The organism is Acinetobacter sp. DL27, assembly GCF_055810995.1.
The window spans coordinates 2,235,196-2,250,951 of sequence record NZ_CM147947.1 but is presented as its reverse complement, the minus strand read 5'-3'; the positions used below and the strand labels follow the sequence as shown (position 1 = coordinate 2,250,951).

At 42.9% G+C, this 15,756-nt stretch carries 14 protein-coding genes, 1 tRNA gene and 1 pseudogene; 12 read left to right on the top strand and 4 right to left on the bottom strand.

Translation table 11 applies throughout. The features are described from left to right. Nucleotides 1-13 precede the first annotated feature (13 nt). Nucleotides 14-104, top strand: a tRNA-Ser gene (locus AC0KVP_RS10910). A 521-nt stretch (nucleotides 105-625) separates the two neighbouring features. Beyond that, entirely contained in the window at nucleotides 626-1,093 is a 468-nt protein-coding gene (locus AC0KVP_RS10905; protein ID WP_332476948.1) for a surface-adhesin E family protein, read from the top strand. Between the two features lie 18 nt (nucleotides 1,094-1,111). Here AC0KVP_RS10905 and AC0KVP_RS10900 read toward each other — a convergent pair whose 3' ends face one another. Continuing rightward, entirely contained in the window at nucleotides 1,112-1,993 is an 882-nt protein-coding gene (locus AC0KVP_RS10900; protein ID WP_234965711.1) for a LysR family transcriptional regulator, read from the bottom strand. Between the two features lie 169 nt (nucleotides 1,994-2,162). Here AC0KVP_RS10900 and AC0KVP_RS10895 point away from each other — a divergent pair, with 169 nt between their 5' ends. The 10 genes and pseudogenes from AC0KVP_RS10895 (at nucleotide 2,163) to AC0KVP_RS10850 (ending at nucleotide 12,636) form a co-directional block, all read left to right on the top strand. Then, nucleotides 2,163-3,680, top strand: coding sequence for a CoA-acylating methylmalonate-semialdehyde dehydrogenase (locus tag AC0KVP_RS10895; protein WP_473336627.1), 1,518 nt, complete (start codon nucleotides 2,163-2,165; stop codon nucleotides 3,678-3,680). Nucleotides 3,681-3,691: 11 nt separating this feature from the next. Then, a complete protein-coding gene (gene mmsB / locus AC0KVP_RS10890) occupies nucleotides 3,692-4,582 on the top strand; it encodes a 3-hydroxyisobutyrate dehydrogenase (RefSeq protein WP_473336625.1) in 891 nt (296 codons plus the stop codon). 85 nt (nucleotides 4,583-4,667) lie between these two features. Then, the gene (locus tag AC0KVP_RS10885) at nucleotides 4,668-6,323 is read left to right on the top strand and encodes an AMP-binding protein (RefSeq protein ID WP_473336623.1); all 1,656 of its coding nucleotides are present in this window, start codon (nucleotides 4,668-4,670) and stop codon (nucleotides 6,321-6,323) included. Nucleotides 6,324-6,449: 126 nt separating this feature from the next. Further along, on the top strand, nucleotides 6,450-7,574 hold the full coding sequence (locus AC0KVP_RS10880; protein ID WP_473340499.1) for an acyl-CoA dehydrogenase family protein: 1,125 nt from the start codon (nucleotides 6,450-6,452) through the stop codon (nucleotides 7,572-7,574). A 94-nt stretch (nucleotides 7,575-7,668) separates the two neighbouring features. Then, nucleotides 7,669-8,472: an enoyl-CoA hydratase gene (locus AC0KVP_RS10875; protein WP_473336621.1), complete on the top strand. Its 804-nt coding sequence runs from the start codon at nucleotides 7,669-7,671 to the stop codon at nucleotides 8,470-8,472. A gap of 13 nt (nucleotides 8,473-8,485) precedes the next feature. Then, on the top strand, nucleotides 8,486-9,544 hold the full coding sequence (locus AC0KVP_RS10870) for an enoyl-CoA hydratase/isomerase family protein (RefSeq protein ID WP_473336619.1): 1,059 nt from the start codon (nucleotides 8,486-8,488) through the stop codon (nucleotides 9,542-9,544). A 649-nt stretch (nucleotides 9,545-10,193) separates the two neighbouring features. Beyond that, a pseudogene (locus AC0KVP_RS10865) lies at nucleotides 10,194-10,738 on the top strand (GTP-binding protein). Nucleotides 10,739-10,747: 9 nt separating this feature from the next. Beyond that, nucleotides 10,748-11,164, top strand: a complete 417-nt coding sequence (locus tag AC0KVP_RS10860) for a roadblock/LC7 domain-containing protein (RefSeq protein WP_411370999.1) — start codon at nucleotides 10,748-10,750, stop codon at nucleotides 11,162-11,164. Between the two features lie 83 nt (nucleotides 11,165-11,247). Then, nucleotides 11,248-12,240 (top strand): hypothetical protein, encoded by a 993-nt coding sequence (locus tag AC0KVP_RS10855; protein ID WP_473336616.1) that lies wholly within the window; start codon nucleotides 11,248-11,250, stop codon nucleotides 12,238-12,240. A 39-nt stretch (nucleotides 12,241-12,279) separates the two neighbouring features. After that, nucleotides 12,280-12,636, top strand: coding sequence for a roadblock/LC7 domain-containing protein (locus AC0KVP_RS10850; protein WP_004693972.1), 357 nt, complete (start codon nucleotides 12,280-12,282; stop codon nucleotides 12,634-12,636). A 50-nt stretch (nucleotides 12,637-12,686) separates the two neighbouring features. Here the strand turns inward: AC0KVP_RS10850 and AC0KVP_RS10845 are convergent, their stop codons facing one another. The 3 genes from AC0KVP_RS10845 to AC0KVP_RS10835 all read right to left on the bottom strand — a co-directional run bounded on the left by AC0KVP_RS10845 (nucleotide 12,687) and on the right by AC0KVP_RS10835 (nucleotide 15,733). Continuing rightward, nucleotides 12,687-13,559, bottom strand: a complete 873-nt coding sequence (locus AC0KVP_RS10845; RefSeq protein WP_411370997.1) for an arginase family protein — start codon at nucleotides 13,557-13,559, stop codon at nucleotides 12,687-12,689. 4 nt (nucleotides 13,560-13,563) lie between these two features. Next, nucleotides 13,564-14,526, bottom strand: a complete 963-nt coding sequence (locus AC0KVP_RS10840; RefSeq protein ID WP_473336613.1) for a hypothetical protein — start codon at nucleotides 14,524-14,526, stop codon at nucleotides 13,564-13,566. 172 nt (nucleotides 14,527-14,698) lie between these two features. After that, nucleotides 14,699-15,733 carry a helix-turn-helix domain-containing protein gene (locus tag AC0KVP_RS10835; RefSeq protein WP_473336612.1) on the bottom strand — a complete coding sequence of 345 codons (1,035 nt, stop codon included), beginning with the start codon at nucleotides 15,731-15,733 and terminating at the stop codon, nucleotides 14,699-14,701. Nucleotides 15,734-15,756 lie beyond the last annotated feature (23 nt).

The following is a 15,756-nucleotide window of genomic DNA, read 5'->3' as shown; positions in this document are numbered from 1 at the left end:
TGATGGCGCACATGGAAGCGTGGCAGAGCGGTTTAATGCACCGGTCTTGAAAACCGACGAGGGCTTATACCCCTCCGTGAGTTCGAATCTCACCGCTTCCGCCAAATTTGAAAAGCCCTCTGTAGTTACAGGGGGCTTTTTTTAATTATACTTACATCATCACGCATACATTAAGTAATGAATTTGAAAAGAAAAAATGATGCTGAAAATAGAAAAATATTTAATAATTTTTTTTTAGAAATAGATTGTTCTATCGTGAATAACGCAATAAAAATCGAGAGTTGAATGTAGTTATTTTACTCATTATCGATAATATCTTGCTGTCTCATTTTATTAAAACAGCGTTATAAAATACCTTGTATATTTTATGCCTAGAAGATCATTTCTTCGAAATACAATTTGATTTTTCAGCAGACAAATACGATCTGCTATATGTGTGTGCAAAAAAAGCCACAAAGTCGATATAGAATGATAGTTAGTTGTAATTAAGCGCGGATATATGTGTTGAAATTCACTTTTTAAAATCAATTAAATAGATATATTTCAGTATGTTAGTTTGGTTTTTAATGTGCTTTATCTAAGGGAGTCGCTATAATCTTGCCCGTCTATCTTGGGGGATAGTGATGTGTTAAGTCGTATTTTATTGGGTTTTCTTTGTGTATTGTGGGGAGGATCTGCGTTTGCCGAATGGACGTTTGTGAATGCCAATTATGATCGTTCACAATATGTTTATGTCGATTTTGATAGAGTTAAAATGCTTGATACGAGTCGTAATGAAGTTGAATATTGGGTCAAATATCTCATTAAAAGCGACAAAGAAAAAGACGGCTTGGAGTTAGGGGATTACTCACTCGCGTTATACAGAGTTGGCTGTGATAATGAAGTCTATAGTATTCGTTCATCTGCCAATTTTAAAAAAAATGGATCCTTACTTAGTAGTCAAGACTATGCAACAAGTCAGACTCGACCGTTGATACCCAATACTGCTGTGGATTATACCGCCGAGATGGTTTGCCATGTTTTACCACAACGTCAAAAAGTCGATCGTTTGGAACAACTGGCTCGACGCATTGCGACGGGAGAATATAAATAAGTACCTGCTGTGTATGATTTAATCCATCAGCATGCCTTGTTTTAAGTCGGCTTGTTTACGCAAATAATCCCAGACCAATTTAATCCGTGGCTCGTGTTGTAGGTCGACAAAAGTCAGCATCCAAAAGGTATGCGTGAAGCGTACCTGTTCGGGCAATACTTGTTCTAAGTCGGGTTGGTCATGGGCCAGAAATTGCGGCAAAATGGCCAATCCTGCCCCTGCATTGACCGCGATTTGTTGGGCCAAAATACTGCTACTGCGAAAATTTGCCGTCAGAGGAATGGGTAGCCGTTCCAAGCAATACAGCTCTGAACTATAAATCAGATCATCAATATAATTGACAAAGCGATGGGTCGCTAAATCTTCCATCCGCTGTATAGGCGGATGCTGTGCCAGATAGCGCTTGCTTCCATAAATTTTTAAACAGTAATCGGTCAGTCGGGTAATGATGTAGGGACCTGATTTTGGACGGTCAATAGAAATCACAATATCTGCTTCACGATGCGACAGTTTGATCATCTTCGGTACAGGAATCAGGTCGATGGTGAGTAGTGGAAATTGCAATGACAGTTCGGCCAATAACTGGGTTAAAAACGCTGTGCCGAAACCCTCAGGTGCGCCAATGCGCACTCGTCCTTCAAGTGGCTGTTGTGGTTTCTGAATTTGCAAAAAGGCCTGTTCCATTTGCTCTACGCGCGGCACTAGTGCCATGCCATCGACGGTGAGTTCATAGCCTGTGGCTTCACGTTTAAACAGCGGTGTACCTAAAGCGACTTCTAAAGACTGTACCCGCCGTGCCACAGTACTGTGTTCGACTCCAATAATCCGTGCTGCATTGGTCAGGGTTTTAGCGCGTGCCAAGACCAAAAAAAACTGCAGATGATCCCAATCTACTTTCATTTTTTATTTTCCACATCCTGTGCAAAATTGCACAACCATCGTGCACCAATATGCATTGGTGGTCAAAGTTTTCTTTGCTAGTCTGAGTTGAAAAGCAGAAATTGGATATACGGTTTAAGTCGTATGTTTCAACAGTGACACAATAAAAATGAATGCCTATGGAGAGGTTATGAATACGGTCTCAAATATCCAAATTACTACAGCTAAACTTTTGATTAACGGTGAGTTTGTCGAGTCTAAAACCCAGCAATGGCAAGACATTATCAACCCTGCAACCCAAGAAGTGATTGGCTTAGTCCCTTTTGCAACGCCTGAGGAAATACAAGCCGCGATTGTTTCAGCAAAATCTGCTTTTGCCAGCTGGCGAGAAACCCCGATTCAAGCGCGTATGCGCATTATGCTGAAACTACAGCAACTGATTCGTGACAATGCCAAGAAAATTGCACAGGTACTCACCGCAGAACAAGGTAAAACTTTGGCCGACGCTGAAGGTGATATTCAGCGTGGTTTGGAAGTGGTGGAACATGCCTGTTCAATTGGCACTTTGCAAATGGGCGAATATACTGAAGGTGTGGCACGTGGCGTAGATACCTATACCTTGCAACAACCTTTAGGTGTATGTGCAGGCATTACGCCATTTAACTTCCCTGCGATGATTCCTTTGTGGATGTTCCCAATGGCAATCGTCTGCGGTAATACCTTTGTTTTGAAGCCATCTGAACAAGATCCGCTCTCCACCATGATGTTGGTCGAGTTGGCAATCGAAGCAGGTATTCCCGCTGGCGTACTGAATGTGGTGCATGGTGGCAAAGAGGTGGTCGATGCCCTGTGTACGCATCAAGACATTAAAGCCATTTCTTTTGTGGGCTCAACTGCGGTTGGTACGCATGTCTATAACTTGGCAGGTCAACATGGCAAGCGTGTGCAATCGATGATGGGCGCGAAAAACCATGTGGTCGTGATGCCTGATGCCAATAAAGAACAAACTTTAAATGCCATGGTTGGTGCAGCCTTTGGTGCAGCAGGACAACGTTGCATGGCGCTTTCGGTTGCAGTCATGGTCGGTGACAGTAAACACTGGATCAATGAATTGGTTGCAAAAGCCAAAACCTTGAGTGTGAATGCGGGACATGAGCCGAATACGGACATTGGTCCTGTGATTTCACCGCGTGCCAAAGCCCGTGTGATTGATTTAATAAACAGCGGTGTCGAGCAAGGTGCGGAACTGTTGCTGGATGGTCGTGATATTCAAGTCAAAGGCTATGAAAATGGCAACTTTGTTGGGGCAACAGTGTTTAGCAATGTCACGACGGATATGCGTATTTATAAAGAAGAAATCTTTGGCCCTGTATTGACCATTCTTTGTGTGGAGACTTTGGATGAAGCGATTGAGCTGGTGAATGCCAATCCATTTGGGAATGGCGTGGGCTTATTTACCCAAAGTGGTGCAGTGGCCCGTACCTTCCAAAACCATATTGATATTGGTCAAGTGGGCATCAATATTCCAATTCCAGTCCCTGTGCCATTCTTTAGCTTTACAGGTTCACGTGGTTCGAAATTGGGTGACTTAGGCCCTTATGGCAAACAAGCGGTACAGTTCTATACGCAAACCAAAACTATTACCAGTCGTTGGTTTGAAGACAGTCAAGAAGCAGGGGAAGTCAATACCACCATCAGTTTACGCTAAGGAGTAGCGAGATGAAGATAGCTTTCATTGGTTTAGGGAATATGGGCGGTTCGATGGCACAGAACCTGCTCAAAGTAGGGCAAACAGTGTTGGGCTATGACCTGAGTGAAAAAGCCTTACAACAGTTTGCTGAAAGTGGCGGGATTGTTTGTGACAGTCCGCAAGCTGCGGCTGAGCAAGCAGATGTCGTCATCAGTATGTTACCTGCGGCCAAGCATGTACGTGAGGTGTATTTGGGTGAAACGGGGATTCTGGCGGTGATGCGAGCAGGTAGTCTCTGTATTGACTCTAGTACTATCGATCCGCAAACCATTAAAGATGTGGCTGCTGAGGGTTTAAAGCATCAGGTTCAAGTCTGTGATGCGCCTGTGTCTGGTGGCACCATTGGTGCCAAAGCAGGGACACTCACCTTTATGGTTGGTGCCGATGAGGTGACTTATGAGCAGGTCAAACCAATTCTCAGTTTTATGGGCAAAAACACCGTGCATTGTGGCGCGGTGGGTGCAGGACAAATTGCCAAAATCTGCAACAACATGATTCTGGGCATTTCCATGGCGGCGGTGGCAGAAGGTATGGCATTGGGCAGTCGACTGGGCATTGATACACATGCATTGGCAGGGGTGATTAATAGTTCAAGTGGCCGTTGCTGGAGTTCTGAAATCTGTAATCCTTGGCCAGATATTAGTCCAAATGCACCTGCAGGACGTGGCTATACCGATGGATTTGCTTCGCAACTCATGCTCAAAGATTTAGGTTTGGCCATTGAAGCGGCAGGTCAAGTCAAGCAACCTGTATTACTTGGTGGTTTGGCACAGCAGCTTTATCAACAATTGTGTTTGCAAGGCAATGCGCATTTAGATTTTTCTAGCATTATCCAGCAGTATTTACCCCGAGAAAATTGATTCAAAAGAAATGAAAGGGTGCAATGAGTGCACCCGATAAAAAACCCTTGTCGTGAATAACAAAAAATGTGACTGAGGTGAAAGGATGACTTCAAATTATCAACAAGCGCAGCAAAGCTTTGATTTACAACAGGCTGCGCAACGGTTTCTATCAGGTTCAGTCGATGCGCTGAATGCGTGTTATGAGTGCTGTGATCGGCATGCTTTGCCGGGGCAGATTGCCTTGTTTTGGCAGGGTAAAGATGGTCGTAAAGAGCAATATACTTTTCGAGAGTTACAACAACGTGCCAGCCAATTTGCTAACTTTTTAAAGTCGCAAGGGGTGACTAAAGGTGACCGCGTTTCTGGCTTATTGCCACGTACCCCAGAGTTGATTATTACCATTTTAGCAGCATGGCGGATTGGTGCAGTCTATCAACCGCTATTTACTGCATTTGGCCCGAAAGCCATTGAGCACCGCTTACAGTTGGCACAAAGCAAACTGGTGGTGACCGATGTGGGCAATCGTGACAAATTACAGGAAGTAGACGGTTGCCCTGCCATTGTGACGGTCACAGGAGCCAAAGGCACAGGTTTGTATCAGGGGGATTATAGCTTTTGGGCAGAGGTCAATCGCCAATCTGATCAGTGCGAATTGGTGATGATGAACATCCAAGATCCGTTTTTGTTGATGTTCACTTCAGGTACCACAGGCCCTGCTAAACCCTTGCAAGTGCCCCTTAAAGCGCTGATTGCATTTGGTGCCTATATGCAAGATGCGATTGGTTTAAGAGCTGAAGATTCGTTTTGGAATATTGCCGATCCGGGTTGGGCGTATGGATTGTATTACGGCATTACAGGCCCGCTCTTATTGGGTCATCCGACCATTTTTTATGAAGGCGCATTTACCGCCGACAGTCTATGCCAGATCGTTGATGACTATGGCGTGAATAACTTGGCAGGTGCACCCACAGCTTACCGCATGATGATGGCGGCCGATCCAAAGCAAATGGCGAAACTCCGTGGCAAATTCCGTGTCGTCAGCAGTGCAGGTGAGCCCTTGAATCCTGAAGTGTTTCGCTGGTTCAAACAAGTGTTAGATGCCCCGATCTTTGACCACTATGGTCAAACTGAAGTCGGGATGGTGGTGTGTAATCATCATGCATTGGAACATGAGGTTCGCGCAGGTTCGGCCGGTTTTGCCAGTCCCGGCTATCGTGTTGTCGCGTTGGATGAACAAGGTCAGGAGTTAGGTGCCGATAGCCCAGGAATTTTAGCGGTGGATATTAGCCAATCTCCGATGATGTGGTTTGGCGGCTATCAAGAAAGTCGTAAATCGCCATTTATTGGACATTATTATTTAACCGGTGATACCGCTGAAATGCATGCCGATGGCAGTATGAGTTTTGTCGGACGCAGTGATGATGTGATTACCACGTCGGGCTATCGCGTAGGCCCATTCGATGTCGAAAGTGCATTGCTAGAGCATGATGCCGTGATTGAAGCCGCTGTGATTGGTGTGCCTGATCCTGAGCGAACAGAAGTGATTAAAGCTTTTGTGATTTTATCTGGTGAAAGTGCAGCCAGTACTGAACTCGAAAATGAACTAAGCCAATTTGTGAAAAAACGCTTATCTGCCCATGCCTATCCGCGTTTGATTGAGTTTGTGACTGAACTTCCAAAAACACCAAGTGGGAAGATTCAACGCTTTTTACTGCGCAATCAGGAAATTGCTAAGCAACAAACTGCGGCTACTGTTTAAATTGAAGAGATTGTAAGGAAAGGATTTATGCAATTCACTGAGGAACATGTCCTGAGTCAGGACAAGGCGAAAAGTTTTGCCCAAGAGCAGATGAAACCGAATACCAGTGAGTGGGATCGACAAGGTATGTTTTTTGAAGAACAAGTCTTGATTCAGGATATGGCAAAAAGCTTTGCCCAAGAACAAATTAAACCCTATGCCAGTGAGTGGGACCGACAGGGGACTTTTCCTGCGCAAGCCTTACAGCAAATGGGGCAATTGGGTTTTATGGGTATGTTGGTGCCTGAAGAATGGGGTGGTTCGGCAACTGGCAACTTGGCTTATGTACTGGCGCTAGAAGAAATTGCGGCTGCCGATGGTGCGACATCGGCCATTATGAGTGTACATAATTCAGTCGGTTGCGTGCCGATTTTGAAATTTGGGACTGAGGCGCAAAAGCAGCAATTTCTCGTACCTTTAGCCAAAGGGGAAATGATTGGCGCTTTTGCACTGACTGAACCACACACAGGTTCTGATGCCGCAGCCATTAAAACCCGCGCCGTGAAAGATGGTGACCATTACATCATCAATGGTGCCAAGCAATTTATTACTTCAGGGCACAATGCAGGCGTGATTATCGTGTTTGCCGTGACCGATCCGAGCGCAGGGAAAAAAGGCATGAGTGCCTTTTTAGTCCCGCGTAATACGCCGGGTTATGAAGTGATTCGGGTCGAAGAAAAGTTGGGTTTACATGCCTCTGACACCTGCCAAATTGCCTTGACTGATGTGCGTGTGCACAAAAGTATGTTGCTCGGTAAAGAAGGCGAAGGTTTAAAAATTGCCTTGTCGAATCTGGAAGGTGGGCGTATTGGGATTGCCGCGCAGGCTGTTGGATTAGCGCGTGCCGCTTTGGAGGAAGCGACCCGTTATGCCAAGGAGCGTGTGGCATTCGGTAAACCCATTTTCGAGCAGCAAGCGGTATCGTTCCGACTGGCCAGTATGGCAACAGAAATTGCCGCGGCACGACAGTTGGTACATCAGGCGGCGCGTTTAAAAGAAGCGGGTCAACCGTGTTTGACTGAAGCTTCGATGGCGAAATTATTTGCCTCTGAAATGACCGAGCGGGTTTGTTCAAATGCCTTACAAATCTTTGGGGGTTATGGCTATCTGAAAGATTTCCCGATTGAGCGTATTTATCGTGATGCCCGAATTTGTCAGATTTACGAAGGCACCAGTGATATTCAACGCTTAGTCATTGCTCGTAGTTTATAAACCCAATATCGAAAAAAATTGACTCTTGCACATGTGAGTGATCACGAGATTTTAAAGGTATGTGTGCATTGGTCTATAAAAGAAGGATCGTAACATGCAGTGGGAAAAAACATTCATCGAAGACTTACAGTGGGACACAATTTTAGTTGAAAAGCGTAAAGGCGTCGGGGTGATTACGCTGAATCGTCCTAAAGCGTTGAATGCCTTGAATAGTCAACTGATTGCTGAAATTAACCAAGTCTTAGACCAATTTGAACGCGATGCTGAAATTGGCTGTATGGTGTTGGCGGGTTCGGAAAAAGCCTTTGCCGCGGGTGCCGATATTAAAGAAATGGCAGAGCTGAATTTCCCGAATATCTATTTTGATGATTTTTTCCATTTAGCAGATCGAATTGCGCAGCGTCGTAAACCATTAATCGCTGCGGTAAGTGGTTATGCACTGGGGGGCGGTTGTGAATTGGCCCTGATGTGCGATTTTATCTATTGCGCGGACAATGCCAAATTTGGTTTGCCTGAAGTAACACTCGGTGTGATTCCTGGCATCGGTGGAACGCAGCGTTTAACGTTGGCATTGGGTAAAGCCAAAGCTATGGAGATGTGTTTAACCGCACGGCAAATGGGCGCAGTTGAGGCAGAGCAAAGTGGTTTAGTGGCGCGTGTGCTACCGAAAGAAGAATTATTGGCCTATACCCTAGAGGCTGCGGAAAAAATTGCGCAACGATCCCTCACGGCCACCATGATGATTAAAGAAAGCATTAATCGTGCTTTTGAAGTGAGTTTAAGTGAAGGATTACGCTTTGAGCGTCGTACTTTCCATTCCATCTTTGCGACAGCTGACCAGAAAGAAGGGATGAAAGCCTTTGTGGAAAAGCGTCCAGCACAATTTAAAAATCAATAAAAGGAGTCTGTGCATGGAAAATAATTTACAGATCAGCCTCCAAGGACATTTGGGTGTGATTACGTTAGACCGCGCGAGTCATTTGAATGCACTGTCCTTAAGCATGATTCATGGCATTAGCCAGCAGCTAGAACTGTGGCGCGAGGACGAACAAGTTCAAGCCATCTTGATTAACTCCAATAGCCCGAAAGCCTTTTGTGCAGGCGGGGATATTCGTTTCCTCTATGACAGTTATCAAAATGGAACTGCCAATTATCAGCGCTATTTTGCCGATGAATATCACATGCTAAAAAGCCTGCGCCAATATGCGAAACCTGTATTGGTGTTTTTAGATGGCTATGTTTTGGGTGGTGGTTTTGGTTTGGCACAAGCTTGCCAGATTATTGTCAGCAGTGAAAAATCACGTTTTGCGATGCCAGAAACAGCAATTGGTTTTTTCCCCGATGTGGGCGCAACCCATTTTCTGTCTCGTTTAGACGATATCGGTGTGTACATGGCTGTTACGGGTGAACAGATTAGTAGTAGTGATGCTTTGCACTTAGATTTAATTGATTACTTGGTGCCGAGTGAACACTTAGAGCAGTTACAAACAGAACTGGGACATGCCGCGCAATTAACCCAACAATCGATTGAGCAGACCATTGCACGTTATTTAAAAGAACCTGCGCCTAGTGAATTAAAACAGTATGAAGATGCGATTCGCCAGCATTTTTCTCATGCTGAATTGGCTCAAATTGAAGACAGCCTTGCCAATACATTAGATAGTGATTGTATGGATTGGGCTGAAAGGATCTTAGCAAATTTACAACAGCGTTCTTTGTTGGCCAAGCAAATCAGTCTAAAGCTACAGCATGTTGGGCGGGGGCTATCTTTAGAGCAATGCATGCAGTTGGAGCGAGATTTACAAGATATCTGGTTTGAGCAGGGTGACATGCTTGAAGGTGTCCGTGCCTTACTGATTGATAAAGACAAGCAGCCGAAATGGCAAACTGAGAACCCTGAACTGATGCAGAGATTCGAAGAACTTTTGCCAGCCTCACGACAGCAACGTCAGGTGAGTGTGCAAATATAAGCTTGCTTTCAATCTGTACCGAAAATCCTCCAATACTTTGGAGGATTTTTTTATGATGAGAACGTTAGAGAGATAAATGCATCGAATAACTGAAGCCTCTTAAACGTTCATCGTGATTACAGTTCTGATGAGTTTCAACAGTTTCATTCCGTAATGAAAATAAGCCACTAGAAAAAACTAAACCCTTATTCGAATAAGCCAAAGCGTACAGTTCAAGCCCGAATAAAGAATCAAAATCGATAGTGACTTTTCGTTTAAATTGGTGAATGACGTTTGGATACAGAAATTAAGCGAAGAAACTATCGATTAAACATATGAAAAACGTGAAGTTTCCTGTTTTGTTGATTGAAAAAAATATTTCAAATGTATTTTTTGATCTGAGTTATAGATTGAATTTTACTTGGTAAAAAATGCCAATCACGCCCTAACTGAGTATGATTATTATTATTTAATTTAAATAATAAGAAAAGACAGATACTTAAGCTAATTTAAATAGTATACATGTGTATAAAAAAGCTCAAAAGGTATACAAAAAGTAGGGGAATATGTAAGTGGATTTTACTAAATGGTTTAAAACTTGATGTTTTTTGTCAATAAAATTAAATATAATGTGACGTATTAGGCATTTTATTCTTCTTGGGACTTCTTGATGATACTACAGCAGTACAAAATTGTTTTCGGGGGAACCATGGGGGCAGGAAAATCTGCTGCCATTCAAGCATTGTCTGATATTCCTGTCGTGACGACAGAAGCAGTAAATACTGATACTGCACGCACCATAAATTTTTGACGACTGTTGGTATTGATTACGGTGAAATTAGCCTTGAAGACGGTACGCAGATAGGCCTGTACGGTACTCCAGGCCAAGATCGTTTTGATTTTATGTGGTCTATTGTCTGCAAGGGTGCAATGGGAATCGTGATCTTAATCGATCATAGCCAAGCAGATCGTTTAAAGGATTTAGAGTTTTATTTAAAAGCATTTGAGCAGTATGGATCAAATGTGGCGGTTGGCATTACGCATTTAGATCCAGAAGATCAGCATAAGCTCAAAATTTACCGTGATTGGATGCAGATCCATCAAAAACAATTTCCGCTGTTTGCCGTTGATGCGCGTGAACAAGATGATGTTTTACTGATGATTGAAACACTAATTACAACAATAGAAATGCAAGCTGAATCTGCAGTTACATAGGTAGGATAAATGAATAGTTCACGTGAAATTCCGCAAGCACTGATTGAGTCTGCCCATATCGAGTTACAACGCTTTTTAAATACCGTTATAGGCATCGACTTTGTGATGTTGTGCTCATCGGATGGTTTTGAGCTTGCTTTGGCTTCAAAGAAAAATATCGAAAATACTGGAAAAATTGCAGCAGTCAGCAGTTCCATGTTGGCTATGGTGAATGCATTTATTACAGAAATTCAATTGTTGGGCTGCCAAACCATTACTCTTGATGCGGACAATGGCAAAGTGTTTTTAACGGCTGTCCACCACCCACAGCATCCGATGGTCATGGTGGCGGTCACCCACACAGATATTTTGATGGGGCAGATGCTGTATTACTACAAAGAGTTAAGTGCACGATTAAGCAGTGCGCCGCTCAGCCTTGCATCATAAGAAATTCTATATTTTTTGATTTTTAATTATATCAATCGGCGTGATGCTGTGATTTAAAGGGTGAGGTTGTCGTGGGTTTAGGCATGAAAAACGTATTAAATATTGCAGTATTTGGTTTAAGTTTAAACTCGTTAGAGCAAATAAAAGAACAAATTTTACTGTCTTTACCTGAAAATTTGAATGTGAAATGGGTCAATCTTGCTGAGCAAAAAATCGATTTATTGCTGGTCAATGATGTGTTTTTTAATTCACCTGGTATTCAAAAGTTGCTGACTATTCAAAACATTGTGTATTTGCGTCTGGTCAAAAAGGTTGAAAATGCAGGGCAAATTGTCGGAGATCAATTGTTCTATCCATTTTCAAACATAGAGCATTTGCACGATTGGTTATCTAGAAAAGTACTTTCACAACATGAACTTACCGCGCATGTAAAGTCAACACTTGAAGTCATTATGCCTTTTCAATCTGTTATGCCTACAGTGCTGAACCCAGTAATGACCACGGCACAGGTTTTTAGCGAAATTTTTACACCACGTAATGGCTATATTCAGTTGTTCGATGCACATGGTTTTCTCGCTTTGGTCGATACACGGACCGAACGTGTTTGGGTCGAGCCAAATAAAGAGATTCAGTTTAATGAGACCTTGAACCAGACGTATGCAACTGCGCAGTTGGTCCAAGATACGATTAAAGATAAAGACGTTTATGATCTAAGAGTTTGGCTATGGAAAGTGGTGAGTACTTCGTCTGCGATTCAGTTACCGCAAGTCAGCTTGAATCAGAACTTTAGGCTTGAAATATGGCCTCAGTTTGAAAAAGATTTACAACGTCGTGACTTTTTGAAGATGGCAACCTGTTTCTCACAAGGCGCACAAATTGATCAAGTAAAACAGTCCTTAAATTTAAGTAATGAAAGGGTATTGAATTTTGTAGCATGTGCTGTTCTACTGCAATTAGGTCAGTTTATCGATCAAAATGAAGTGAAGTATCAGGCAGATACACAACAAGTAGAAACAGGGCAAATGAATAAATTACGCGGTTTTATTGGAAAGTTGCGTAAGAAACTAGGTCTTTAAATTTTTTGGGGTAACGCTATAACTAGAGGTAAGAATAAGATGGCACGTGTTAGTTTAGATACGTTAACAGGGATTGATGGTTTTGTTGCTGCTGCACTGGTAGACAGTGATAGTGGCTTAGCACTTGCGACTCAGGGGAGTGGTGTAGACTTAGAATTAGCAGCAGCAGGTAATACTGAGGTTGTGCGTTCTAAGCGTAAAGTTGCGAAAGCATTACAATTAAACGATAACATTGAAGATATTTTGATTACTTTGGGTAAGCAATATCACTTGATTCGTCCGCTTGATAGCAATGAAACATTGTTTTTATATTTGGTCCTTGACCGTACCAAGTCTAACTTAGCGATGGCGCGTTATGAGTTAAAAGGTTTTGAGAAAGAGCTTGATTTCTCTTAATTAAACAGCCGAGCTATCCATGCCAGTGTATGTCAATATGCTGGCATTTTTTATTCGGCATAGTAAGTTTTATAAGCAGTTTGAAATGTCCCCACATGAAGCTTGACCAGTTCTGGTAGTGCTTGATAGCCGCCAGCTAAAACAAACATCAAAGGCAGTTGGTGCTTTTTGGCCAAGCGAAATACAATTTCATCGCGTTTTTCAATCAGTTCTGTACTGAACCATGATGAGCCGCAAGGATCATCTTGATGGCAGTCCATTCCCGCCTGAAAGATAATTAAATCAGCATTCCAGTCTAAGGCACATTGAAAGGCTTGATGGATAGCTAAAATATATTGGCTGAAGTTCCCTTGATGTTTGTGTACATGATAGGTTTCTGAACGTTCGTAGGTCGGACAGCCAAAGGCCAGCCCATAAATACTATAATTAAAAAAGTTGTCAAAACGACGGGTAAATTCTGCCGTACCATTACCGCCATGCTGATCACAGTCCAGCACAAAGATACGTTTATCTGGAAACTGTTGTGCGATCAAAGCCAGCCCGTTAAAGGTACAAAAAGACCCACCGTGTTCGTAAACTGCATGATGGAAGCCTTGTGCGATATTGGCTGAAATTTGATATTTCCATGCCAATTCTGCTGCGAGGACTTGCCCTGCATTAATCTGGTACACCGCATCACGCAGTTGAGTATTCCAAGGCTTAAAACCTTGGAACGTGGCTAACTTTTCAGGGAACCCTATGTCAAAAGCATCGACATATTTTGGATCATGCAGTTGTTTTAAAATATCTATGGAGAGCTTTTCAGGGCGATGGAACTGCACGATACCAAGCGGATCTAAAGCATCGGCGACAGCGCTCAGTTTTTCCATACTGTTGGTGTGGGTCTGAGCATAATAATCCGGTGAGTAGCAAACCTGTAGCATGCGTTTAGTTCCGTATTTGCGCGGTCGCGACATCAACCAATTGTTGTAGGCATGTGGTTCCCGGACTAAATAAACCATTTTCAACTTGCTGCTGATAATGCGTTGTAAAAGCACGTGCACGATTTTCAGGAGAAATGGCTAAGGTCGTGAGTCTTAAAAACCAAAAGCCGTTGATCTCAGAATAGGGGATCACATAACCTTTGTATTGCTGGTTTTGAGTTTTGTTTTGAATGGCTGTGCGATCATAGTTGACTGAGAACAATGAACCCGCAGGCAAACACACCCCATTCATCAGGATCGGTTTGAGGCTAATACAGGAATGATCATCTCCCATATTGAGTTTTTCCAGCAATAAGGGCTGCTGTTGTTCATCCACAAATATATTGAGTTCGCCCTGTCTTAAGACGCGACCATGGGCAATTTTAAGAAAGAAATTTTCAGCCATGGGGCAAGAACCGACTTTCGGTTTTTCAGCCAAGGCTTCGAGCTCAACCAAACCTGTTTTCGCTGTGCTTTGCGGGAGAATAATATCGGCAATCAGTTGGCACAGAATTTGAGTTTCCTTCAGTTGTGCTTGTGCGGTGATACTGCGTAATTGGTGTTGTAACTGACGCTGACGTTGCACTTGCTGAGCAAATTCAGAGCTGTTTTCTGTTGCCAGCAGCGGTTGAATTTGCTCATTCAGATCTAAATTATGCCAATCTGAAATCATGTACTGCGATTGCTCAAGCAATACTTTTAAGGTCTTGGTTTCGTATTGGTCAAACAGTTTTAAGTCGGCAAAATCTTGGCTGAGTCTGGGGCTGTTAATATAGTCTGCTAAAACGCGTGTCGCCTGCGTATAGCCACAACCACGACGTTCCGTTTGGTGGGAGAAATGCTCATTTAACATTTCGGTGAGTTTGTTTGAAAGGGGGTGAACGTGTTGTTTAAAAAGTTGAATAATTTCGTGATCAGTTTCGCGCATCCTTGCCCCAAAAATAAATTTAAAATCTGTTTTATTATACAGTTATATATCAAATTGCTATTGATATTGAAATAAAAACTAGCAGGAATTACGACATTTATTTTGGCAGGATAATCATTGTTTTATTTGGTATGAACTCTTATTAACGTATCTTTTATTGAAACTACAAAGGTCAGCTTATCTTCGGCGTGGAATTCAGCCGATACATCTGAGGTGTGATACCTAATTCAGCTTTAAATGTCCTACAAAAATTCGCTGCCGTGGAGTAGCCCAGCTCAAAACTAATTTCGGTGATGCTTTTGTTGGTGTGCATCAGCAGATGCTTCGCGCGGCTCAGAATAACTTGCTTACGAATGGTATTAAAATTGGCATTCTGCTTTTTTAAATAGCGCTGCAGGGTTTTACTTGAGACGTTCAACATTTGAGCACAGTCTTCAAAACTTGGCGGGGGAGATGCTTCGCGGAGCATCATACTGATCCAGTCAATAATCTCTCCATCTAAACTGATTTGTTTCAGTTGTTCGCGGCACTGTTGTTCCAAAATGTTCAATGAAAATGCATCTGCTTTGGGGAGTTTAGTGTCTAAATTATCCGCTTGAATAAAGATTTTAATGCTAGGACGAATGAGTGTACCAAAGTGAAACTGAGCGGGCTTGAGTTGCTGTAAAGCTTGTACATAAGTCGGTTGAAAAACGGATAAATGAATGTCATAGGGTTTAACGTTTTGGTTGAGCAATTCAGCAAAACTGCTGCAAAAACCCACGGCAATGGCTTCTAAATGAAAATTTAATGTGAGTGTGCTCATGGCTTGCAGCGGGTGAATGTCCAAAACCACGACGTTACTTAACTCAGTCACTTTTAGTCGAAAGTTCGGCATGATTAAGCTGAAATATTGCGACATGACGCCTAAGGCTTGCATGACATTTTCACAGCTGAGTAAGGCATAACCTACCAAATGATGGGCACTCAATTTTAAGGAGCGACCGAGCTCAAAGGCCAAATCACGGTTTTCTGGAAATTTGAGTAAATAGCTGACCAAGGTTTCAATTTGTGCCAGAGAAAGCTTGGCATCCTCCTGTTGTACATAGCTGCTCAAATCCGTCCCTAACAGCTGAAAAAGCTCAGTTAAATCCATCTGACGTTCCAGCAATAAAGGCAGCAAACGCAAATAATATCGGGCTGGAATAGATGGAATGTGAGGATTCATATTTTTAAAGTGATGTCCTATTT

Bases quoted from the DNA above. Each gene is read 5' to 3' on its own strand.
- AC0KVP_RS10845 (WP_411370997.1), bottom strand. From the start codon at position 13,559: ATGCTACAGGTTTGCTACTCACCGGATTATTATGCTCAGACCCACACC.
- AC0KVP_RS10870 (WP_473336619.1), top strand. From the start codon at position 8,486: ATGGAAAATAATTTACAGATCAGCCTCCAAGGACATTTGGGTGTGATT.
- AC0KVP_RS10850 (WP_004693972.1), top strand. From the start codon at position 12,280: ATGGCACGTGTTAGTTTAGATACGTTAACAGGGATTGATGGTTTTGTT.
- AC0KVP_RS10885 (WP_473336623.1), top strand. From the start codon at position 4,668: ATGACTTCAAATTATCAACAAGCGCAGCAAAGCTTTGATTTACAACAG.
- AC0KVP_RS10840 (WP_473336613.1), bottom strand. From the start codon at position 14,526: ATGCGCGAAACTGATCACGAAATTATTCAACTTTTTAAACAACACGTT.
- AC0KVP_RS10895 (WP_473336627.1), top strand. From the start codon at position 2,163: ATGAATACGGTCTCAAATATCCAAATTACTACAGCTAAACTTTTGATT.
- AC0KVP_RS10860 (WP_411370999.1), top strand. From the start codon at position 10,748: ATGAATAGTTCACGTGAAATTCCGCAAGCACTGATTGAGTCTGCCCAT.
- AC0KVP_RS10835 (WP_473336612.1), bottom strand. From the start codon at position 15,733: ATGAATCCTCACATTCCATCTATTCCAGCCCGATATTATTTGCGTTTG.
- AC0KVP_RS10880 (WP_473340499.1), top strand. From the start codon at position 6,450: ATGTTTTTTGAAGAACAAGTCTTGATTCAGGATATGGCAAAAAGCTTT.
- mmsB (WP_473336625.1), top strand. From the start codon at position 3,692: ATGAAGATAGCTTTCATTGGTTTAGGGAATATGGGCGGTTCGATGGCA.
- AC0KVP_RS10855 (WP_473336616.1), top strand. From the start codon at position 11,248: ATGAAAAACGTATTAAATATTGCAGTATTTGGTTTAAGTTTAAACTCG.
- AC0KVP_RS10875 (WP_473336621.1), top strand. From the start codon at position 7,669: ATGCAGTGGGAAAAAACATTCATCGAAGACTTACAGTGGGACACAATT.
- AC0KVP_RS10900 (WP_234965711.1), bottom strand. From the start codon at position 1,993: ATGAAAGTAGATTGGGATCATCTGCAGTTTTTTTTGGTCTTGGCACGC.